This window comes from Bacillus sp. NMCC46 (assembly GCF_002998465.1).
In the GTDB taxonomy this organism is placed as follows: Bacteria; Bacillota; Bacilli; order Bacillales; family Bacillaceae; genus Bacillus.
In genome coordinates this window covers 200043-220558 of the sequence record NZ_PVQZ01000001.1, presented here as the reverse complement: position 1 = coordinate 220558, position 20516 = coordinate 200043, and the positions used below count along the sequence as shown (strand labels likewise).

Genomic DNA, 20516 nt, shown 5'->3' with positions numbered 1-20516 from the left:
TCTCTTCTTTTTTAAAATAGTGGAGGATCAATCATGTGGAAAAAAGGAATGGCAAGCGCTGTTTTACTTGTGTTGATTGGTTTACTTGTGTGGAATTTACTTGAACCAAAAGAGCCCGCAATCGGTCTTGAAAAAGGGGATCAAGCCCCTGATTTTGAACTTAAAACCCTAGATGGTCAAACGGCCTCGTTATCTGATTACCAAGGGAAAAAGGTGCTCGTCAATTTTTGGGCGACATGGTGTAAGCCATGCAGGACAGAAATGCCGGATCTAGACGCAATTAGAAGCGAATATGATCAGGTCGAAGTACTTGCGGTGAATTTGACGACCACTGAAAAAAGTGTAGATCATGTTGCAGCATTTGCAGATGAATTAAAGCTGAGCTTTCCTATTTTATTGGATCAAAAAGGCATTCAAGCACGATATCAGGTGCTTTCATACCCCACGACATACATATTAGATGAAAAAGGACGCATCGTGTCTGTAAAGCATCAAATGCTGACAAAAAAAGAAATTGAGCAAGAGCTGGGTCTATAATGATTCAGCTTTTTTGCTTATTTTCTAAATGTTTTGGCGAAAATGAAATACAAACACTGGAGGTGAGTACAATGAGAAGAAGAAAACGACGTACATTTGAAGAGCTTGTACTTGAAAATAAAAAAGAATTATTAAGCAATGAGGAATTTTTAAACCAGCTTGAAGAAAAGTTGGAAGAGCGTTTTAGACAGAAATAAGTTATGAATTATCCTTTTTCGTTCATCCTAAAGAAGAGGGAGGGATGAATGATGGGTAGAGAGCATGATAAACAAGCGCAGTTTACACCAGACCATTTAGGGACAAAACCTGTAGCATACAAACGTAATAAAGGAAAAAAGATGCATAATAAATCAAATGAACAGCCTGATGTCATACAGACGAAGGGCGAATAAGGAGGGTATCATGATGAATGGAAAGTCATATCAATCCAATCCAGATGATCGTTCTGATAATGTTGAAAAGCTGCAAGATATGATCGAAAACACCCTTGACAATATCGATGAATCTGAAGCAGCGATGGCCCTTTCGACAGATGAAGAAAAACAGATGATCAAGCAAAAAAATGAAAATCGAAAAATGAGTATTGATGCCATGCGTTCTGAGATCAAGGACGAAGAAGCAGCAAGAAAAAATGGCTATACCGAATAAACCAGGGATTCCTGGTTTATTTTATTGCCTCCTTTTAGAAGAACCATTTCGATTGTGGTAAAATGGCAGAGACCTTAGGTTTTGATAGGAGAGCGATGAAAACGTGTATGTATCTAAAAAAGAAATAGAAGTCCGTTATGCAGAAACAGACCAAATGGGCATCGTGTATCATGCCAATTATTTAATCTGGATGGAAGTCGGCAGAACAGCACTGATTAAAGAATTAGGATTTTCCTATGCGCAGCTAGAAGCAGACGGCGCTCTTGCACCCGTTATAGATTTACAGGTGCAATATAAAAAACCATTGCTGTACGGTGAAACAGCGACAGTTCATACATGGATTGAAGAATACAATGGACTCAAAACGGTGTATGGCTACGAAATTCAAAAGCCTGATGGGCAAACAGCGATTACAGGGACAACCTCACATATTTGTGTAGACAAAGAAACCTTTAGACCTATTCAATTTAGAAAAGCTTTTCCTGCCTGGCACAAAGTATACGAACAGTCGAAGAAGCAGGTTTAATTCATGGCGTTTGGTATTAAAAGAAGCGATCTAAATGCGTGGAAATCAGCTGTCCAGCAAGGAGAACTGGCCTTTTTAACCCATTATTGGCTTGATGACCGTTTCCCGCATGCCAATACCGTCACTAAAGCAGCCTGTCAGGATATGAAGCAGTTAATTGAGTGGGGAGAAAAACATGGACTCAAAAAAGAATGGATTCATGACCGCGCAGGGTTTCCACACTTTGACTTGATTGGTGAACCACAAAAAAGAATCCTGCAAAAGGAGCGGTCTTTAGGAAACATTCATGAGTATGGGCTATATATTGAAGGATAAAACAAAAAAGATACCCGAGGGATGAGGTATCTTTTTTGTTTATTCATAATGAAACTCTGGTTCTTTCACGGACTCGTTATAATCAATATGCAGATCATGGTTGTCAAAATACCAAATATCACTTTCTTCAACAAAGAAAGTAATACCTTCTATTTCAGCGGTTGCGCCAGCATTTTGAGGTTCATCTTTTGCGACGCCGAGAGAAAAGCCTTTTTGTACATGACTGCACCCGCCATATCTCACAAAAAAGCGAACTTGATCACCTTTTTCTAAATCTAATTCATCCTTGTACCAATTGAGTGCATCTTCTTTTATTGTTAATTTCAATGTGATCGCCCCTTTTTGAAGTCATGCTGTTTTTTAAAATGCAGGATGCAAAAAACAGCTTTTCTTTCCTTTTACCACAGAATGAAACTTATGAAACGGCTAGAGCCATTTGATTTTCGGTTCAGTTTTGTTGAGGATTCGTTTGAGGTTGGCGATGTGTCTGTAGATCACAAAACCAGCAAGAACGGCAACAACAATGATTAAGAATACGTCTTTGGTGAATATGCTGTAAATGAATGTATAGATGCCGGTCAGCATAGATGATAGTGAAACATATTTACTAATGTATAAAAATAAGAAAAAAGCAGCGATCATCGTAATAAATAAGAATGGGGTATAAAATAATAACACGCCGCCAGATGTAGCGACTGCTTTTCCCCCTTTAAATTTTGCAAAGACAGGAAAGCTGTGACCGATAACAGCAGCAACTCCTGCTAATAAGGGATGAATGTCCAGTTGCATGAAAAACGGTAAAGCAGAAGCAAGGGTCCCCTTTAAAATATCAGCTGAAATCACGATAGACCCTGCTTTTATGCCAAGTGTACGAAATGCATTCGTTGCACCTAGGTTTCCGCTGCCATGTTCACGGATATCGATACCCTTTGCAGCTTTCCCGACAATGAGACCGGATGGAATACTGCCGAGAAGATAAGCCAAAATAAACATCAAAGCAATTAACATCTGCATAACTCCTTTATATTCTCCCTCTTGTCTTACATTTTAACATGATCTTATGAAAAACATGGGGATCTTTTTTTGAAAAAAATCAAAAGCAGATGGATTCAGCTTTGTTTTTAAGCAGAAGTTCGCTAAAATAGAGGAAAAGGGGTGTTTGGATGAATCATCCTACGAAACAAGAAATTGGCCGTATATTAAAGAGCAGTAAACGAATTGCTGTTGTTGGATTATCAGATCAGCCGCACCGTACGTCTTATATGGTGTCTAAAGCGATGCAAGATGCCGGATATGAGATCATTCCGGTGAACCCAACGATTGATGAAGCACTTGGTGTGAAAGCAGTCGCTTCTTTAAAGGACATCAAAGATCCTGTTGATATCGTCAATGTCTTTAGACGTTCAGAGTTTTTGCCCGAGGTGGCAGAAGAATTTCTTGAAATGGACGCACCTGTTTTTTGGGCGCAGCAAGGCATCTATCACGAGGAAGCGAAAAGGCTGATTGAGGAAAATGGCAAGGTCGCCATCATGGATTTATGTATCAAGGTGGCTCATGCAATGACAAAAACTCATTAAATCGTCAAAAATCCTTGGTTTTCAAGGATTTTTGCTTTTTTGTTGCAGAAATATATTTGCGATTCTAGAAGAAAGCGATAAAATAAGGCGACAGGGACATAGCGGTGACCTTGCATATCAAGAAAAAGAGCGATAAGATAAAGGTAGAACGTTTGTTCTGTTTTATGAAAACCATCATATGATTGCATTTGGCTTATCAAACAGTCTTGTTTATAATGGACTTCTAGTTCTGATTGCAGAATGTAGAACATTCTCATAGCCGTGCAAAAGAGCATGTTTTGTTAATTCACACATGCATGGTGATGATGCAGCTTATTAAAGTGGACAGTAATGAGCAGCATGATCATCATTAAAATCTAGAGAGATCATTTGATGGTTTGCCGGTTATGTTTGTTAGTGAAAGGGGATTAAGCATTTGGTTAAAAAGCAGCAAGTAGATTATAACGATGATTCTATTCAGGTGCTAGAGGGACTTGAAGCGGTCCGTAAACGTCCAGGGATGTATATTGGGTCTACGGATTCACGCGGTCTTCATCACCTTGTCTATGAGATTGTAGACAACTCTGTCGATGAAGTGCTCGCTGGCCATGGAGATCATATCGTTGTCAAAATACATAAAGATAACAGCATTTCCGTCCAAGATAAAGGACGCGGGATGCCTACTGGTATGCATAAGCTTGGAAAACCGACACCTGAGATCATTTTAACGGTCCTTCACGCAGGCGGAAAATTTGGTCAAGGCGGATATAAAACAAGTGGTGGGCTTCACGGAGTTGGGGCATCTGTAGTAAACGCGCTGTCAGAATGGCTCACTGTCACAATTGAACGCGACGGCTTTATTTATCATCAGCGCTTTGAAAACGGCGGAAAGCCTGCCACATCACTTGAAAAAGTCGGAAAAACGAAAAAAACAGGAACACTGATTCATTTTAAACCTGATCCAACTATGTTCAGTGTCACGACCTATAACTTCGATACTTTATCAGAACGTTTAAGAGAATCTGCCTTTTTATTAAAAGGATTAAAAATAGAGCTGATTGATGAACGACATGATGTACAAGAAACCTTTTATTATGAGACGGGCATTGAAGCCTTCGTTGCTTATTTAAATGAAGAAAAAGATGTTCTGAGTGAAGTGGTCTCATTTGAAGGAGAGCATCAATCCATCGAAGTAGATTTTGCTTTTCAATTCAATGACGGCTACTCGGAGAATATTCTTTCTTTCGTCAATAACGTCAGAACAAAAGATGGCGGTACGCATGAGTCTGGTGCCAAAACGGCGATGACGAGAGCCTTTAATGAATATGCGCGCAAAGTAGCCCTTCTAAAAGAAAAAGACAAAAATTTAGAAGGCACTGATATTCGCGAAGGACTGTCAGCAATTATTTCTGTCAGAATTCCTGAAGAACTGCTTCAATTTGAAGGCCAGACAAAAGGAAAGCTTGGGACAAGTGAGGCTCGCTCGGCTGTTGATGCTGTTATTTCTGAAAAGCTGGCTTATTTCCTTGAAGAAAACCGGGAAACAGCCACTCTTCTTGTGAAAAAAGCGATTAAAGCGCAGCAGGCAAGAGAAGCTGCTAGAAGAGCACGTGAAGAAGCAAGGAGCGGCAAGAAACGGAAAAAGTCCGAAGCAACACTGAGCGGAAAATTAACACCTGCTCAATCTAGAAACCCAGCAAGAAACGAATTGTACCTAGTAGAGGGCGACTCGGCGGGCGGATCAGCAAAGCAAGGGCGTGACCGTAAATTCCAAGCGGTGCTGCCGCTTCGTGGAAAGGTCATCAACACAGAAAAAGCGAAGCTTGCTGATATTTTCAAAAATGAAGAAATCAACACCATTATTCATGCGATCGGTGGAGGCGTCGGTGTCGATTTTAATGTAGAAGACATCAATTATGACAAAATCGTGATCATGACAGATGCTGATACAGATGGAGCGCATATTCAAGTGCTTCTACTGACGTTCTTCTACCGCTATATGAAGCCGCTGATTGAGCATGGCAAAGTGTTTATTGCACTACCGCCTTTATATAAAGTCAGCAAGGGCTCAGGGAAAAAAGAAATCATTGAGTACGCATGGTCTGATGAAGAAATGGATGACGTACTGAAGAAAGTTGGAAAAGGGTACACGATTCAGCGCTATAAAGGTTTAGGTGAAATGAACGCCGACCAGCTATGGGAAACGACAATGAATCCAGAATCGAGAACACTTGTCAGGGTCAAAATCGACGATGCTGCACGTGTGGAACGCCGCGTCACGACATTGATGGGTGACAAAGTAGAACCACGACGTAAATGGATTGAAAAGAATGTCGCCTTTGGACTTGATGAGGAAAGCAACATTCTTGAAAATGAAAACTTGTCGCTAGCTGAGGAGGTTTAAACATGGCACAACAAGAACGATTTCATGATTTACCATTAGAAGAAGTGATCGGAGACCGGTTTGGTCGCTATAGTAAATATATTATCCAAGACCGTGCGCTTCCAGATGCGCGAGATGGACTAAAGCCTGTACAACGAAGAATCTTATATGCGATGTACGCAGAAGGAAACACGCAAGATAAAAACTTCCGTAAAGCCGCGAAAACAGTCGGTAACGTGATTGGTAACTATCATCCGCACGGTGACTCATCTGTTTATGAAGCGATGGTGAGAATGAGTCAGAATTGGAAAGTGCGAAATGTGCTCATTGAGATGCATGGGAATAACGGGAGTATCGATGGAGATCCGCCTGCTGCCATGCGTTATACGGAAGCAAGGCTTTCTGCCATTGCTTCAGAGCTATTAAAGGACTTAGACAAGGAAACGGTCGAATTTGTCGCAAACTTTGATGATACAAGCAAGGAGCCAGTTGTTTTACCAGCGATGTTTCCAAACCTTCTCGTGAATGGATCAACAGGGATTTCAGCAGGTTATGCCACCGATATCCCGCCGCATCATCTGGGAGAAGTGATTGATGGTGTCATTAAACGAATCGAACAGCCGCATTGTACGGTTGAGGATTTAATGACAGTCATCAAAGGTCCAGATTTCCCAACAGGCGGTATCATTCAAGGGGTCGACGGCATTAAGAAGGCTTATGAAACAGGAAAAGGAAAGATTATGATTCGCGGAAAAGCGGAAATTGAAACCATCCGCGGCGGACGCCAGCAAATCGTGATCACAGAAATTCCTTATGAAGTGAATAAAGCCAATCTTGTCAAAAAGATGGACGAGTTCCGAATTGAAAGAAAAGTTGAAGGAATTTCAGAGGTTCGAGATGAGACTGACCGAACTGGGCTTCGAATCGTGGTAGAGCTGAAAAAAGAAGCAGATGCAAATGGTGTCTTGAATTTCTTATATAAAAACTCAGATCTGCAAATTCCATATAACTTTAATATGGTGGCGATTCATAATCGTAGACCAACCTTAATGACGCTGACAACTATACTTGATGCATATATTGCCCATCAAAAAGAAGTGGTGACGAACCGCTCAGCATATGAGCTTCGAAAAGCAAAGGAACGCCACCATATTGTAGACGGATTAATTAAGGCGCTTTCCATCTTAGATGAAGTCATTGCCACAATCCGCTCCTCTAATGATAAGCGAGATGCGAAAAACAACTTGATGGAGAAATATGACTTTACAGAAGCACAATCAGAAGCGATTGTTTCCCTCCAGTTATATCGTTTAACGAATACGGATATTACGCAATTAAGAGACGAAGCTAGTGAGCTTGATGTGCGTATAACAGAACTTGAAGACATTTTAGGTAACGAGAAAAAGCTGCTAAAGGTCATTACAAACAGTTTGAAAAAGCTCAAAAAGACATATGCTGATGAGAGACGATCTGTCATTGAGGAAAAAATCGAAGAAATTAAGATTAACCTTGAAGTGATGATCGCCTCAGAGGATGTTTACGTCACGGTGACGAAGGATGGGTACATCAAACGGACAAGCCAGCGCTCCTATGCTGCATCTAACGGTAAGGACTTTGGCATGAAGGATACAGACCGCCTGATTCATCAGTTTGAAATGAATACAACGGATGTCCTCCTATTGTTCACGAATAAAGGGAGCTATATTTATTGTCCAGTTCATCAGCTGCCAGACATACGCTGGAAAGACATGGGGCAGCATATTACAAATATCATTTCAATTGATCGTGATGAATCAATTCAAAAAGCCATTCCAATTAAAGAATTTGATGAAACGTCGTATCTCCTGTTCTTTACAAAAGGCGGAATGGTGAAGAAAACAGAGCTTCTTCAATATAAAGCGCAGCGCTATTCGAAACCGCTTGTCGCCTTGAACCTAAAAGGAGACGATGAACTCGTGGATGTCCATGTGACAACAGGACAGCAGGAATTGTTTATTGCGACGAAAAATGGCTATGGATTGTGGTTTGATGAAGAAGAAGTAAGTGTTGTTGGTCCGAGAGCGGCTGGTGTCAAAGGAATCAACTTGAAGGATGGGGACGAAGTAGTCTCTGGTCAGATCATTGATCCGAAAAACGATGTCCTCGTGCTGACGACTCAAAGAGGGGCTGTGAAGCGAATGAACCTCTCTGAATTTGATAAAACATCTAGAGCCAAACGCGGAGTTCTGATGCTAAGAGAATTAAAGAAAAACCCACACCGTATTGTGGCTGTTATTGCTGCATCACTTCACGATACACTTGAGATTGATACGGATAAGGGTACAACGATTCCGCTTGATATCTCTACTTTAAGAGCGAATGACCGCTATAGCAATGGATCATTTATTGTAGATGAGGAAGAGCAGGGAGAAGTAACACATGTCCTTGTCACACCTCAACCTGCGCCAGATGACAATAAATAAGCAAACGAAAACCCCCTGCGATAAACAGGGGGTTTCTTTTATATACGGGTCATTTAGCTCTCGTGGTTGCCAAACATGCTTGTAATGGCGTGCACTACTTCAATTCCTTGGTAGACGAAAAGAGAAAGTGAAGTGACAGAGAATAGACCTAGAATAAATACTCTTAAGAAAAATAACATCGTGTAAAACCTCCCAATTTTTGTTTTGATTTAGATGGTTGGGTTAAACACGAGATAGTCGGAAATAAGAAGATTGATAGAATACTGCAAGTAAATGCTTCTTTTTCCGGTCAAATTGATCAGTATGAGTGATGCGTGCAAATCCAGCTGTCATACTGCCAATCATCAGCAGTACTGTAAATGCGGCAAATACTGCGCTCACATGTTTTTGTTTCTTTTCATCGCCCATTGTCTGAGCGATTTTCATTTCATGTGATTCTTGATCGGCAACCACCTTTGCATGATGGTATACCTGAACGGAATGAGGCAATGAGAACAAATGAAAACTTGCGAGTGCTATGAATAAGACAGCTAATTTTAGCAGCATATTTTTTTTCATTTTTCTCACCCCTTCCTGTTTATTTTCATGATCTTACCACGTTTTCTGTTATTTGAAAAGTCTTATTTTTTTACTTTCCCTCTTTAAAAAAGCGATAAACATCAGGACATTTATAGGACTGTTTCACTTCATGAAAGGTTTCAATTTTATTTTTTAAATTTAAAAAAAGTGCCATGATCGAGGATCAGACACTTTTAGTGAACTTGTAATGAACGCGGTTTTGCTACAGCTTTTGTAAAGATTCCTGCAATACATATGGCGAATAAAACAAAAATAAAGGCATGAAGCAGTCCTACTTGATTGGCAAGCAGCCCTAATATAGGCGGCCCAGAAAGAGAGGCTGTATAACCTGATAAGGTCACAATGCTGACGCGTTTCACGGCGTACCGGCTATCATCACCAGCTGCAGAAATGGTTAGCGGGAAGCCTAAAGAAGCGCCAAATCCCCATAAAAAGATCGATATCATACATACAACAAGTGAAATCTTTAAAATGACCAGAAATAGTCCGGCGGCGGCTGATAAAATCGCAATTCTTAGCAATAACACCCTGCCGAAACGATCGATCAAACGTCCGCTGATTAGTCTGCCGCTAATCATCCCGCATAAAAATAAAGCATAGATGACTGTACTCATGGAATGTGAAACCTGGTAGCCATCCACCATCGCAAGTGGAATCCAATCATTGGCAGACCCTTCGACAAACGCAAGACATAAGGCGATCATCGCAAGAGAGACCGTTCGTTTGTTCAGCCATGGCGTTTGAGTATCATCTATTGTATCTGACTGCTTCTCATGCTGATCCTTTCCTGTACCGTGCGGAATAAACCGTGTGCAAATCAAGATGCTGAGAAAGAAAAGAAGGGCAATGACTAGTAGGTGATTCAGCACAGAGACCCCTAGATGAATAAAAAGAATGCCAGCTCCTGCTCCAATTAAAGTGCCAATGCTAAAGGAAGCGTGCAATATAGGCAAAATGGTTTTCTTGATACTGTATTCAATTTCTGTCCCTTCTAGGTTCATCGCCACATTGCACATACCTGAGCCTGCTCCAAAAAGAAATAGACCGGCAGTGACAACAAAGATAGAAGAGAGTGTTGAACCAATGGCAAGAGTGGTGAATCCAAGGAACATCAAAAAAGCACTAATCACAATCGCCACGCGGCCGCCTTTTTTTCGAACAAATACATTTGAAAGAATAAGCCCGACAATTGAACCAACGGATAAGCCAAGTAAAATAAGTCCCATCGTTCCTGTATTGGCTTGTAATAAATCTCTAACTTCCGGTGTCCGTGAAAACCATGTAGAGATGGAAATACCAGACATCGTGAAAATAACTATAATCGCTTTATACCACTTTAATTCCATCTAATCCCTCACATTTAAAGATATATCTGTAACTGAACAAATCTACTCGATTATAAATGAGATGGGCTGATTCGTAAATAACTTGAGGCAGGAACATGACCAATTCTAGTCAAAATAAATCTTGCCTTCCCAATTCTTCTGACGAGAAGGTAAAATAAACATAAAGGGGGAGGAAGTATGAAGTCATATCGTATCGGTGTGTTGAAAGGGGACGGGATTGGGCCAGAAATTGTACAAGCAAATCTGCGCATCTTAAAGGCAGCGCTATCACAGTTTCAGGAGTCATTTGTGGAATATGTCGAATGTCCAATTGGCTTTGAAGCCATCCATTCTCACCAAGATCCTGTGCCAGCATCTACTATAGAAGAATTAAAAAAGTGCCATGGGTGGATTTTAGGGCCTCATGATTCTGCCTCATATCCAGAGATATTGACAGAGAGGAGAAATCCAAGCGGAGAGCTCCGTCATACGTTTGATTTATTTGCAAACATTCGTCCATCTCAATCATTACCTGGGGTACAGGGCCTTGTGCAAAACGTCGATCTCGTGATTTTTCGAGAGAACACAGAAGGCTTTTATCCAGATCGGAACATGTATCATGGGGTAGGAGAGTGGATGATTACGCCAGAGGTCGCTATATCCACAGGTGTGTTTACCAAAAAAGCGATTACACGTATTGCTCATGCAGCTTTTCAAAGTGCAATGGAGCGCAGGCGAAAGGTGACCATTGTTCACAAGGCAAACGTAATCAAATTAGGATCTGGTTTATTTCTGCGAACATGCCAAGAGGTGGCAAAAGCATATCCGCACGTGACAGTAGAAGATCTACATATCGATGCAATGGCAGCTCACTTAATAAGACGTGCCGGTGATTTTGATGTCATTGTGACAGAGAATATGTTTGGGGATATTTTATCGGATTTAACAGGGGAACTAGTCGGAAGTTTAGGGATCGCCCCTTCATTAAATTGTAACGAAAACCAAGCGATGGCACAGGCAGCACATGGATCAGCACCGGATATTGCTGGGCAAAATATCGCCAATCCCATGGGGTTAATTCTTTCTACAGTCATGCTTTTTGACTGGTTATATGTGAAATATCATGATGACAGGCTGAAAAAGACGGCTGTTCTTATAAGACGCACTCTGGATGAGATGATGAAAATGAACATAAAAACGAAGGATTTAGGTGGAAGCGAAACCACGACACAATTCACAGATGCATTCATTCAAATGATGAATCAGGATAAATAGAAGTGAAAAGGAAAAAATGATCCAAGGAGAACATTATGTATCTAGTGACCAAACCCTGATTGCAGATCGAGAAAGAGCGAGAAAATTGAACTTTGCATACCAGCAAACCAATCAGCCAGAAAAAAGAACATCCATTTTAAAGGAATTATTAGGCGCTTGCGGAAATGATGTCGTTTTTGAAGAAAGATTGCAGTGCGATTACGGATACAATATCGAGGTCGGAAAACATTTTGCGGGAATCCTGCGAAAATCATTAAATATCTTGATGAATCAAAATCTGGCGAATAAACATAGGATTTTGATTTTTTTCTTTTTTGTCTCAATAAGATAAGTATACTTAGATTTGAGACAAGGAAAATGTATTCATTGTTTAACTTCCTAGAATATATATTATGTAAACTAATAAAAAGAAATGAATAAGATTTCGTCTTCATAGCTTCATATGTACTAGAAGGTAAATGTGGATCCATTGTTGTACAGTCCCTCTTATCCATCTCCAACTGCCTCTTTCGTTAGGGTCATAATTGTTTAAGTAAAGTTAGTTGCTCCGTTTGTTCAATAAGAAAAGGAGGTGCCGCAGCTACCTCCTTTGTTAAGTCAAAGCACCCTTTAGTTTTATAAGCAACACTTCGAAAATACGAGATTATTGTAGCATACTCTCCAATTTGTCCTTCACTAGCACCCATTCTTGGTCGATTACACTGTAATACACAGAGTCTCTTAAATAACCGTCAGGCATCACCATATGATTTCGAAGCACCCCTTCTTTTACCAAACCCAACCGTTCAATTGCCTGCTGAGACCGCACATTTCTGCTATCTGTTTTCAACTGAACACGAATTGTCCCAAGTGTTTCAAAGCAGTGTTTCAAAAGAAGATACTTACATTCTGTATTTATTCTAGTTCGCCAAACAGTTGGAGACAGCCATGTCCAACCAATTTCCAAGTTACGATTTGGTATGGATATATTAAGAAAACGAGTGCTTCCCACAATTTTCCCCGAATTCTTATCCAAGATAACAAAAGGAAATTCGCTTCCTTGCTCTCTCGCTTGAAGTGCTCCATTCACAAGGGACTTCATATCTTCAATCGATTGAACCCTCATTGGCATGTGTGCCCATATATCTGGATTGTTTCCCGCATCAAATAATTCCTGTACGTGATAATCTTCCATAGGTTGTATCTTTACTCTATCTCCTATTAATACTACAGGCGTTATCTCCATAATTCTTCTTCTCTCCTTTTCTTCTTTGGTATGGTTATATATATCAACTAAGTAATTTTTCTTTTGACAACTCAGATAGTTTGTTCTGCTTTGTTAAATAGACGAGAGTATTATAAATGTGTTTGTAAAGTAACGCATTTAGAAGTTGTTCTCATGCCTACAATTGTTCCTAAATCATGAAATGGACTGTCTGGTTGGATAATAAGTTGTGCTGCCACCCAACTCAAATCTTCTGATTCCCTTTTTAGATATTGGCTTAAAGAAGACCCTATACCTTTAGCTTTAGTGTTGATAGTATCAAATAAACTGATCGCTTCTTCATCTTCCAAATAATGAAAAGCTAAAAATGGCATATTAATGAATGCATTTGTTTCTTCTAAATATAACTTAATTCCACCTAATCGATGCTGACCTTCCATTTGTTAAAGAGACATTTGAAAATGGTGACAAGTAATATCTAATCCAACTTTAAGGTAGAATCTATGTGCATCATGCCTATGAACACCAGAATCTAAATGAAATTGTTCACACTCATTTTCCTTTGCTTGACTTATTAGCCAATCCCATAGAATTTTTGCATACTCGATCATCGCAATCCACTGAATTGATGTCTCCTTTCACAATATAAAAGATATTATTCTCCAGTCTCAGCAAATTGTTTCAATCGATCTCCAATTTCATCTCTTACCCTTTGGAAAAATGACCACTTCTCTTCTTCTGTTCCTTCTGCTTTTGCTGGATCATCAAAGCCCCAATGGACACGTTCGACATGAGGTGGAGTCATCGGGCATTTATCAGCTGCATCACCGCATAGTGTGACGACTAAGTCAGCATTTTGCAATATGTTCTGATCAATCAGATCAGACGTTTGATTAGATATATCAATCCCTATTTCTTTCATTGCTTTTACAGCATTCGGGTTTAATCCATGAGCTTCAATACCAGCGCTATAGACCTTCCACTCATCTCCAAGATGTTTTTTAGCCCAACCTTCAGCCATTTGACTGCGGCAAGAATTACCGGTACATAAAAAGTAAATTGTTTTCTTTGACATGTTGATCGTCTCCTTTAATGTATAATCAATAGCCAGAAATACAAAGCTAAAAGTGTGATGAATAGTGTTGGTACAGTTAAAATGACTCCTATTTTGAAATATGTCCCCCAGGAAATCTTCACACCTTTTTGAGAAAGGACGTGGAGCCACAGTAGTGTTGCTAAGGAGCCGATGGGCGTAATTTTTGGTCCTAAATCTGAACCAATGACATTTGCGTAAATTAACGCTTCTCTCATCATTCCTTGTGTATCGGTACCGGATATGGCTAATGCATCGATCATGACCGTCGGCATATTATTCATGACAGATGAAAGAATTGCTGCGATAAATCCCATACCAAGAGTCCCTGCCAATAAACCTTGATCTGCTACAGCTTGGATCACGCTTGAAAGAGCATCAGTGAGCCCTGCATTTCGCATGCCATAGACAACAACGTACATACCTATGGAAAAGAAAACGATCGCCCATGGTGCTTCTTTTAGAACGCTTTTTGTTTGAACAGCAGGGCTTTTTTGTGCAATGACCAAGAATAAAATGGCAATCACACCAGCTATGACCGATACAGGTATAGATAAAAACTCGCTTGCAAAATAACCAATCAATAAAAAAGCTAATATATACCAAGATAATCTAAACATCTTTGGATCTTTTATTGCTTCACTAGGGTGCTTTAACTCAGTCAGATCATAGCGTTTAGGTATACTCTTTCTAAAGAAAAGGTACAGTACAGTGATACTCGCTAGCAATGAAAAAAGGTTTGGAACGACCATTCTGGATGCATATTCAATAAACGTAATGTTGAAATAGTCGGCTGTTACAATGTTCACCAAATTACTTACGACAAGGGGAAGCGAAGTTGTATCTGCAATAAACCCACTCGCGATAATAAAAGGGAATACAATTTTTTCATTGAAGTGTAATGCTCTGACCATGGCTAAAACAATGGGTGTCAAAATAAGTGCTGCACCATCGTTTGCAAATAAAGCAGCGACGATTGCACCAAGGATGGTCACATACACAAACATACGCAGCCCACTGCCTTTTGCAGCCTTTGCCATATGCAATGCTGCCCATTCAAAAAAGCCGATTCGATCAAGTATGAGTGAAATGACGATAATGGCAACAAAAGCTAAAGTCGCATTCCAAACGATGCCTGTCACGGTGATCACATCGTCAACATTCACAACACCTACGATTAATGCTAAAACGGCCCCTCCACATGCGGACCACCCTATGGATAAATTTTTTGGCTGCCAAATAACCAATACCAAAGTTAACAAAAATATGAGTAATGATAAAACGGCAAAACTCAAACCCATCCCTCCTTACGAACAAGAAATGTTTGTTGCTTTATGTTGTATACTTTTTAAAAGGTCATCTTCTTTATCAATTTGATTTAAGATGATACGAATCGTCTCAAATTCTGGAGACAGTGTATTGATTGAATAATAACGCCACTGCCCTTTTCTGTTCTCATGAACAAATCCAGCTTTTTTTAATTTTCGTAAATGCTGACTAATCGCTGGTTGACTCATTTCGAACATATCTACCAGTTCACAAACACAATATTCCTTCTCCAAAAACAATTTCATCATAATGAGTCTTGTTTGATCACTGAGTATTTTTAAACAATTCGACATATGTAACAAACCAATTGAAACATCTGAAGTCACAATGATTCCCTCCCTCTTTTAAATATTGGTGACGGTCCCTGTTATCAAATCCTCCAATATTATATAACTGAATACTTATATAATCAATTGATTATATGATTTGAACAAAAATTTATTCGCGTTAAAATTATTGATTAATGTTTTTTTCTTTTATTTTTTATTCATCAAAAAAATTGATTATTGTAGAATCCTTATTTGACTATTGTTTATAAAGCATAAAATGGATCTACATTTCTTTCAATGGTCTGTCATATGACAATTCCTATTCTTATATAAATCCCAATGGCTCATTTTGTTGATGCGCTAGCTCCATTCCTCCTACCAAATAGAGAGCGTTCTTTTTATCTATATCATCATCAGGCCAAGTGCGGATTAGTTGACGCAATCTAACTGCAACGGTCTTACACACATCTGGTATTAAGTAACTATCAGAATCCTAAAGATCCAGCAATGGAATGATGTCATCTTGATAGTTTTCAAATGGAAGTCGGTGTAAGACCAATCTGCTTCGCAATGGCGGATTTCCATATTTTCAAAGAGAGACAATTCTAATAGGGTTATTTTGATTTAATCCCTGCACCACAAAGAGGTATGACAATGGTTTCTTCTGATTCCTTTTGATATTTCATGTAGCCAGCAAAATTAACTGCAGATGTCACTTCCACATAAAATCCTTTCTCACTTAGTTTAGAGCGTGCATTTAGAATCTCATCTTCTTTAATATCAATAAACGTACCATTGGTATCTTGTACAGCTTCTAAAATTTGTTTGGAGCGAGCTGGGGCTGCAATTGCTATCCCTTCTGCTAAGGTCCCTTTATTCGTAACAGGCGATGCTAATCCTTTCGCATTTTGATAAGCTTTCACAAGTGGTGCACAGTTTTTCGCTTGTATGGCAACGATTTTCGGTATTTTATGAATGAGACCATTTTCAAATAACTCTTTAAAGCCATAATATGCACCTAGGAGGAGAGTACCGTTTCCAACCGGAATGATTAAAGTATCAGGTGCTCCTTTTAGTTGCTCATAGATTTCGTAGGCATATGTTTTTGTTCCTTCAAAAAAATAAGGATTATACACATGGCTTGCATAAAAAACGTTTTCATTGTCTACTGCCTTTTGTGCCGCAGCTGCAATGTCCTCTCGTGTACCGCGAATTTCTTTAATCGTTGCTCCATGTGCTTTTATTTGAGCGACCTTTTTAGGCGAAGTTTCATCGCTTAGATAGATGTCACAGGCAATACCACAACGTGCTGCATAAGCTGCAATCGCCGTTCCTGCATTCCCGCTACTATCAGCAATCACTTTTGATACCCCGAGTTCCTTAGCTTTTGTCATCAAAACAGCGGCTCCTCGGTCTTTAAAGGATAAGGTCGGCATCATATAATCAACTTTTACATAAGTGTTTGGCTCATTAGGATCTAGAACGATTAAAGGTGATTGACCCTCCCCCATTGTGACAGTTTCCCAAGTCTTAGAACCTTTTGAAAATGGCATGGTTTCAACATAACGCCATAATGAGTTTGGATAGTGATCCCAAGCTGCAACATCTATTTTCGGAGTATCTTTCACCAGATTTAATACTCCACCACAATCACATTTCCATAGAGTTGGTGTCATCTCATACTTTTTCCCGCAATGGTTACAAATCAATTGATTCATCAATCATCTACCCCTTCGAATATTTTTTTATATGAAATATAATTTTTTATATAGAGTAGGCAAAAAAATATCTTAAATATATGCAATGGCATCAATTTCAATTTTGAAACCAAAATGTAATTCATTCGTTGGTACAATAGTACGTGCTGGTTTATGTTCACCGAAAAAATTAGTATAAACAGCATCTACTTTGTCCCATAAATGAATATTCGAAATGTATAATGTCATACGCAAGATCTTCTCTTTTTTACTTCCAGCAGCCTCTACAATCATCTCTACATTCTTAAGCGCTTGTAATGTCTCTTCTTCAATGTGGCCGAACTCTTTTTCTCTCGTTTCGGGATTGATGGCAAATTGTCCTGAAACATAGACCGTGTTTTGATGAATGGTTGCGAATGCATAGTGTCCGTTTGATTTTAGATTTCCTACCTCGAGTATGCTTTTCATTTTGACACTCCTTACCTCGATTTATTTTTGATTTCATCCAAATAGCTATAGACGGTTACTTTGGAAATGCCTAACATAGATGCGACCTTCTCAACAGATCCTTTCATTAAAAAGATGCCCTTTTCATCCATAAATTTAATTAGTTCAATTTTTTCATGGCGTTTCATGACTGGGTGAACGCTGTTTTGAATGATTTGTTGAATCAATTGATCTACTATTTCTTCCACATTTTCAAGATCATCATTTGATGTTGTTTCTTTCTCTTGAGCTTCCACTTGTGTAGAAAGAAAAGTATCCATAAATTGCTGCATTTGATTCAGTGCTTCAACATCAAAATTGATACAGAAAGCACCAATCACTTTTTGCTTTGAATCACGTATTAATGAAGTCGAAGAACGAATCGTACGCTTATCTTCTGTTACAAATGTATAACCAGCCAGATAATCTTCTTTAAAATCTTCTGATTGTAATACAGTCTTTACTAGATGATCAAATGATTGGCCGATTTCTCTTCCTGTCACATGGTTATTTACTGTAAACATGACAGATGCTTGAGGGTTCGTTAAATCATGAATAACCACTTCGCAATTTGGTCCAAACATTTTGCCAGTAGATTTTGCTAAAGGAATATAACTCGCTAATAAATTCTTCATATGTTCCATGCCTAAGCACCTCATTTTTTTATTCCATTAAATTATATAATTTTTTATATATAAAAACAATATATAGATTTATTTATATATCATGATGATCACAAGATCACAAATGTGAAAATAACCATATAAAAAAAGCAGCCATTGACTGCTTTTTGCTTGTGCTCCTTTCTAATTGCTTTCTTTCTGGATTCCATACAAAATGACGTCAATTCCCCATCGGAACCGTTCCATTGATACGGTATCACCTGCAAACATTTCTTCTTTCAGGCTATGGATGAAAGGGAACCGCGTTTTGTCTGCATCATGAAATGTTTTTTTAATGTCTAAAATCTGCGTAGATCCATGTTTCTTCCAAGAGACCTTTTCGTAAGCTACGGAAGATACGTATAACAGTAACAGGTCTACTCCCCATGCAGCGGATGTAGATTTGATCCCGCCTTCATGCAATGCAGCGAGAATATGTTCGGTCAACTGAAGAAAGTTCGTTCCTTGTGGAATGGTGGAAAGAGAAATTTCAGCAAGACCAGGTTTTTCTAATAGCAGCAGGAAATAAGTATGCAATATTTCACATAACTTTTCTTTCCATGTGCCATCCACTGAATCTGGATAAACCATTTGGCCGAGACCATAATCCAATACGTAAGCACTTAGTTCTTGAAAATTGTTCACGTAGACATACAAGGATGCAGGTCCCGTATCCAATGCTTTAGCCACCTTACGCATACTCATGCCCTCTATCCCTTGCTCCTTAAGAAGCGCATAGGCAGTTTTAACAATAAGCTCACGGCTTAAGGGCTCTTTAGCCGGCCGAGACCGGCGACTTATAATATGACGATTTGAATTGTTCATACTCTCTTTATAACATGTCAAAGTAAAATAGTAAATTGAGCATCAATCACCGTTTACTTGAAAAGAATTCATCATATCTGCAAGCTTGACCGCAGCGTCTTTTGAAAAACACAGTTTTAAACTATTCTCCGATTCCTGAGCCTTTTCCGATGAATATTCATACATCATTTCTTCGTACTCTTCAATAGCCTTTTCAATATCATTAGGATTTCGGACAATAGCAAGTGCAAGCTCCATTGCATCAAACATCGCCATGTTTACACCCTCACCTGCGAATGGTGTCATGACATGGGCTGCATCACCGATAAGCGTTACTCCTTTATGACGGTTCCATTTAAAACCGACAGGAAGCGTATAAATACGTCTTGGAATGATGACATCTTCTGCATAACGAATATAATTTTTCAGCTGATCATCCCAATCACTAAATAACTCTAATAATGGTTCTTTCGCTTCATTCGCTTGATTAAATGGAATGCCACAAGTCTCGATCCAGCTGCGTCCTACCATAAGGCTTGCATACACTTTTATTCGTCCATCTCCGTTTAACTGACCAATAATTCCTTTGTGATCTGCTAAAGCAAACATCTTACCACGTTTATTAAATTCAGCTAAATCAGGGTGGTTCACCTCTACGCTTAGGACATTCAGTTCCAGCATTGTGAGCCCGGAGTATTCAATATCAATATCTGTTAACAGCGGACGTACACGAGAAAATGCACCATCTGCCCCAATCAAAAGGTCAACCGTCTCGACAACCCCGTTTTCAAAATGAAGTTCTGTCATGCCGTTTTCTACTGAAACACATCTATCTAGTTTATATCCGTATTTGATGTTTTCAGCATCAATTTGATCTAACAGCATTTCACACAAAACACCACGATCAATTTCTGGCCGAGTGCCTTTTTCATGTGATTCAGTTTCTTCGTCTAGATAAATTCTTCCTGCTTTATCAAATAACCGGAAATCTTCTCCTTCATAGCGAGCGTTCTTTTGAAATTTCTCATAAACTCCTGCTTCCTTTAAGGCTTTTTGACCTGTTTCTTCGTGAATATCCAGTGAGCCTCCTCTTTCAAGACTCTTGTCATGCATCTCCCGTTCATAGATGGTTGTTTGTATACCGTAATTTTGCAGAATTAAGGCGAGTGTTAGCCCTCCTGGTCCTCCTCCAATGATAGCGATTTGCTTTTGTTTTTTAGATAATGCCTGCATCGTATGCATCTCCTCTTCTTTATGGAAGTAGTGTAAAACCACATCTCATTTATACTATAACGAACATAGTTCGTAAAGAACAGTGTTCGTTTAAAATGGTTTATTTCATGAATGTGTGCTTTAATTGTAATGA

General features: G+C 39.3%; 26 protein-coding genes. 11 read left to right on the top strand and 15 right to left on the bottom strand.

What is annotated here, in order from left to right; genetic code table 11:
* The first annotated feature begins 33 nt into the window (after window positions 1-33).
* The 6 genes from C6Y01_RS01100 (at window position 34) to C6Y01_RS01075 (ending at window position 2026) form a co-directional block, all read left to right on the top strand.
* On the top strand, window positions 34-537 hold the full coding sequence (locus C6Y01_RS01100; RefSeq protein ID WP_106030942.1) for a TlpA family protein disulfide reductase: 504 nt from the start codon (window positions 34-36) through the stop codon (window positions 535-537).
* 71 nt (window positions 538-608) lie between these two features.
* Window positions 609-734: an FbpB family small basic protein gene (locus tag C6Y01_RS01095; RefSeq protein ID WP_003211002.1), complete on the top strand. Its 126-nt coding sequence runs from the start codon at window positions 609-611 to the stop codon at window positions 732-734.
* Between the two features lie 51 nt (window positions 735-785).
* Window positions 786-929: an acid-soluble spore protein N gene (locus C6Y01_RS01090; RefSeq protein ID WP_008357830.1), complete on the top strand. Its 144-nt coding sequence runs from the start codon at window positions 786-788 to the stop codon at window positions 927-929.
* 13 nt (window positions 930-942) lie between these two features.
* The gene (gene tlp, locus C6Y01_RS01085) at window positions 943-1185 is read left to right on the top strand and encodes a small acid-soluble spore protein Tlp (RefSeq protein WP_095285217.1); all 243 of its coding nucleotides are present in this window, start codon (window positions 943-945) and stop codon (window positions 1183-1185) included.
* 103 nt (window positions 1186-1288) lie between these two features.
* Window positions 1289-1711 (top strand): acyl-CoA thioesterase, encoded by a 423-nt coding sequence (locus C6Y01_RS01080; protein ID WP_034660781.1) that lies wholly within the window; start codon window positions 1289-1291, stop codon window positions 1709-1711.
* 3 nt (window positions 1712-1714) lie between these two features.
* Window positions 1715-2026: a hypothetical protein gene (locus C6Y01_RS01075; RefSeq protein WP_034660782.1), complete on the top strand. Its 312-nt coding sequence runs from the start codon at window positions 1715-1717 to the stop codon at window positions 2024-2026.
* Window positions 2027-2065: 39 nt separating this feature from the next.
* On the opposite strand, the gene C6Y01_RS01070 is transcribed toward C6Y01_RS01075, so the two are convergent.
* The gene (locus C6Y01_RS01070; protein WP_034660783.1) at window positions 2066-2353 is read right to left on the bottom strand and encodes a HesB/YadR/YfhF family protein; all 288 of its coding nucleotides are present in this window, start codon (window positions 2351-2353) and stop codon (window positions 2066-2068) included.
* Between the two features lie 99 nt (window positions 2354-2452).
* The gene (gene plsY, locus C6Y01_RS01065; protein ID WP_034660784.1) at window positions 2453-3034 is read right to left on the bottom strand and encodes a glycerol-3-phosphate 1-O-acyltransferase PlsY; all 582 of its coding nucleotides are present in this window, start codon (window positions 3032-3034) and stop codon (window positions 2453-2455) included.
* Between the two features lie 155 nt (window positions 3035-3189).
* Between plsY and C6Y01_RS01060 the strand changes: the two genes are divergently transcribed.
* The 3 genes from C6Y01_RS01060 (at window position 3190) to parC (ending at window position 8427) form a co-directional block, all read left to right on the top strand.
* Window positions 3190-3603, top strand: a complete 414-nt coding sequence (locus C6Y01_RS01060) for a CoA-binding protein (protein ID WP_034660785.1) — start codon at window positions 3190-3192, stop codon at window positions 3601-3603.
* Between the two features lie 415 nt (window positions 3604-4018).
* Window positions 4019-5986 carry a DNA topoisomerase IV subunit B gene (gene parE, locus C6Y01_RS01050; RefSeq protein ID WP_106037731.1) on the top strand — a complete coding sequence of 656 codons (1968 nt, stop codon included), beginning with the start codon at window positions 4019-4021 and terminating at the stop codon, window positions 5984-5986.
* A gap of 2 nt (window positions 5987-5988) precedes the next feature.
* Complete coding sequence (gene parC / locus C6Y01_RS01045) at window positions 5989-8427, top strand: DNA topoisomerase IV subunit A (RefSeq protein WP_034660788.1); 2439 nt, start codon at window positions 5989-5991, stop codon at window positions 8425-8427.
* Window positions 8428-8480: 53 nt separating this feature from the next.
* On the opposite strand, the gene C6Y01_RS19235 is transcribed toward parC, so the two are convergent.
* The 3 genes from C6Y01_RS19235 to C6Y01_RS01035 all read right to left on the bottom strand — a co-directional run bounded on the left by C6Y01_RS19235 (window position 8481) and on the right by C6Y01_RS01035 (window position 10352).
* Entirely contained in the window at window positions 8481-8606 is a 126-nt protein-coding gene (locus C6Y01_RS19235; RefSeq protein ID WP_008343787.1) for a hypothetical protein, read from the bottom strand.
* Between the two features lie 43 nt (window positions 8607-8649).
* Window positions 8650-8985, bottom strand: a complete 336-nt coding sequence (locus C6Y01_RS01040; protein ID WP_106037730.1) for a hypothetical protein — start codon at window positions 8983-8985, stop codon at window positions 8650-8652.
* Window positions 8986-9179: 194 nt separating this feature from the next.
* Window positions 9180-10352 carry an MFS transporter gene (locus tag C6Y01_RS01035; protein ID WP_106037729.1) on the bottom strand — a complete coding sequence of 391 codons (1173 nt, stop codon included), beginning with the start codon at window positions 10350-10352 and terminating at the stop codon, window positions 9180-9182.
* A 177-nt stretch (window positions 10353-10529) separates the two neighbouring features.
* Between C6Y01_RS01035 and C6Y01_RS01030 the strand changes: the two genes are divergently transcribed.
* Both C6Y01_RS01030 and C6Y01_RS01025 read left to right on the top strand, forming a co-directional pair.
* Entirely contained in the window at window positions 10530-11606 is a 1077-nt protein-coding gene (locus tag C6Y01_RS01030) for an isocitrate/isopropylmalate dehydrogenase family protein (RefSeq protein ID WP_034660791.1), read from the top strand.
* A gap of 16 nt (window positions 11607-11622) precedes the next feature.
* On the top strand, window positions 11623-11937 hold the full coding sequence (locus C6Y01_RS01025; RefSeq protein ID WP_106037728.1) for a maltose acetyltransferase domain-containing protein: 315 nt from the start codon (window positions 11623-11625) through the stop codon (window positions 11935-11937).
* 312 nt (window positions 11938-12249) lie between these two features.
* Here C6Y01_RS01025 and C6Y01_RS01020 read toward each other — a convergent pair whose 3' ends face one another.
* The 10 genes from C6Y01_RS01020 to C6Y01_RS00970 all read right to left on the bottom strand — a co-directional run bounded on the left by C6Y01_RS01020 (window position 12250) and on the right by C6Y01_RS00970 (window position 20383).
* On the bottom strand, window positions 12250-12831 hold the full coding sequence (locus C6Y01_RS01020; protein ID WP_106037727.1) for a GNAT family N-acetyltransferase: 582 nt from the start codon (window positions 12829-12831) through the stop codon (window positions 12250-12252).
* Window positions 12832-12941: 110 nt separating this feature from the next.
* Window positions 12942-13250, bottom strand: a complete 309-nt coding sequence (locus tag C6Y01_RS01015) for a ParB N-terminal domain-containing protein (protein ID WP_106037726.1) — start codon at window positions 13248-13250, stop codon at window positions 12942-12944.
* Between the two features lie 215 nt (window positions 13251-13465).
* Complete coding sequence (gene arsC, locus C6Y01_RS01005) at window positions 13466-13885, bottom strand: arsenate reductase (thioredoxin) (RefSeq protein WP_034660792.1); 420 nt, start codon at window positions 13883-13885, stop codon at window positions 13466-13468.
* 14 nt (window positions 13886-13899) lie between these two features.
* Window positions 13900-15204 carry an arsenic transporter gene (locus tag C6Y01_RS01000; protein WP_411266049.1) on the bottom strand — a complete coding sequence of 435 codons (1305 nt, stop codon included), beginning with the start codon at window positions 15202-15204 and terminating at the stop codon, window positions 13900-13902.
* Window positions 15205-15210: 6 nt separating this feature from the next.
* Window positions 15211-15558: an ArsR/SmtB family transcription factor gene (locus C6Y01_RS00995; protein WP_034660794.1), complete on the bottom strand. Its 348-nt coding sequence runs from the start codon at window positions 15556-15558 to the stop codon at window positions 15211-15213.
* Window positions 15559-16115: 557 nt separating this feature from the next.
* Complete coding sequence (locus tag C6Y01_RS00990) at window positions 16116-17219, bottom strand: threonine synthase (protein ID WP_106037725.1); 1104 nt, start codon at window positions 17217-17219, stop codon at window positions 16116-16118.
* Between the two features lie 72 nt (window positions 17220-17291).
* Complete coding sequence (locus C6Y01_RS00985; protein ID WP_041109273.1) at window positions 17292-17666, bottom strand: RidA family protein; 375 nt, start codon at window positions 17664-17666, stop codon at window positions 17292-17294.
* Window positions 17667-17677: 11 nt separating this feature from the next.
* Complete coding sequence (locus C6Y01_RS00980) at window positions 17678-18328, bottom strand: helix-turn-helix transcriptional regulator (protein WP_095285221.1); 651 nt, start codon at window positions 18326-18328, stop codon at window positions 17678-17680.
* 162 nt (window positions 18329-18490) lie between these two features.
* A complete protein-coding gene (locus tag C6Y01_RS00975; RefSeq protein ID WP_189318678.1) occupies window positions 18491-19171 on the bottom strand; it encodes a TetR/AcrR family transcriptional regulator in 681 nt (226 codons plus the stop codon).
* A 42-nt stretch (window positions 19172-19213) separates the two neighbouring features.
* A complete protein-coding gene (locus C6Y01_RS00970; protein WP_106037724.1) occupies window positions 19214-20383 on the bottom strand; it encodes an FAD-dependent oxidoreductase in 1170 nt (389 codons plus the stop codon).
* Window positions 20384-20516: the final 133 nt, after the last annotated feature.

Bases quoted from the DNA above. Each gene is read 5' to 3' on its own strand.
- C6Y01_RS01100 (WP_106030942.1), top strand. From the start codon at position 34: ATGTGGAAAAAAGGAATGGCAAGCGCTGTTTTACTTGTGTTGATTGGT.
- C6Y01_RS01025 (WP_106037728.1), top strand. From the start codon at position 11,623: ATGATCCAAGGAGAACATTATGTATCTAGTGACCAAACCCTGATTGCA.
- parC (WP_034660788.1), top strand. From the start codon at position 5,989: ATGGCACAACAAGAACGATTTCATGATTTACCATTAGAAGAAGTGATC.
- C6Y01_RS01090 (WP_008357830.1), top strand. From the start codon at position 786: ATGGGTAGAGAGCATGATAAACAAGCGCAGTTTACACCAGACCATTTA.
- C6Y01_RS00975 (WP_189318678.1), bottom strand. From the start codon at position 19,171: ATGAACAATTCAAATCGTCATATTATAAGTCGCCGGTCTCGGCCGGCT.
- arsC (WP_034660792.1), bottom strand. From the start codon at position 13,885: ATGTCAAAGAAAACAATTTACTTTTTATGTACCGGTAATTCTTGCCGC.
- C6Y01_RS01000 (WP_411266049.1), bottom strand. From the start codon at position 15,204: ATGGGTTTGAGTTTTGCCGTTTTATCATTACTCATATTTTTGTTAACT.
- C6Y01_RS00970 (WP_106037724.1), bottom strand. From the start codon at position 20,383: ATGCAGGCATTATCTAAAAAACAAAAGCAAATCGCTATCATTGGAGGA.
- C6Y01_RS00990 (WP_106037725.1), bottom strand. From the start codon at position 17,219: ATGAATCAATTGATTTGTAACCATTGCGGGAAAAAGTATGAGATGACA.
- C6Y01_RS00980 (WP_095285221.1), bottom strand. From the start codon at position 18,328: ATGGAACATATGAAGAATTTATTAGCGAGTTATATTCCTTTAGCAAAA.
- C6Y01_RS01030 (WP_034660791.1), top strand. From the start codon at position 10,530: ATGAAGTCATATCGTATCGGTGTGTTGAAAGGGGACGGGATTGGGCCA.
- plsY (WP_034660784.1), bottom strand. From the start codon at position 3,034: ATGTTAATTGCTTTGATGTTTATTTTGGCTTATCTTCTCGGCAGTATT.
- C6Y01_RS01060 (WP_034660785.1), top strand. From the start codon at position 3,190: ATGAATCATCCTACGAAACAAGAAATTGGCCGTATATTAAAGAGCAGT.
- C6Y01_RS00985 (WP_041109273.1), bottom strand. From the start codon at position 17,666: ATGAAAAGCATACTCGAGGTAGGAAATCTAAAATCAAACGGACACTAT.
- C6Y01_RS19235 (WP_008343787.1), bottom strand. From the start codon at position 8,606: ATGTTATTTTTCTTAAGAGTATTTATTCTAGGTCTATTCTCTGTCACT.
- C6Y01_RS01075 (WP_034660782.1), top strand. From the start codon at position 1,715: ATGGCGTTTGGTATTAAAAGAAGCGATCTAAATGCGTGGAAATCAGCT.
- C6Y01_RS01040 (WP_106037730.1), bottom strand. From the start codon at position 8,985: ATGAAAAAAAATATGCTGCTAAAATTAGCTGTCTTATTCATAGCACTC.
- C6Y01_RS01095 (WP_003211002.1), top strand. From the start codon at position 609: ATGAGAAGAAGAAAACGACGTACATTTGAAGAGCTTGTACTTGAAAAT.
- C6Y01_RS01035 (WP_106037729.1), bottom strand. From the start codon at position 10,352: ATGGAATTAAAGTGGTATAAAGCGATTATAGTTATTTTCACGATGTCT.
- tlp (WP_095285217.1), top strand. From the start codon at position 943: ATGAATGGAAAGTCATATCAATCCAATCCAGATGATCGTTCTGATAAT.
- C6Y01_RS01015 (WP_106037726.1), bottom strand. From the start codon at position 13,250: ATGGAAGGTCAGCATCGATTAGGTGGAATTAAGTTATATTTAGAAGAA.
- C6Y01_RS01020 (WP_106037727.1), bottom strand. From the start codon at position 12,831: ATGGAGATAACGCCTGTAGTATTAATAGGAGATAGAGTAAAGATACAA.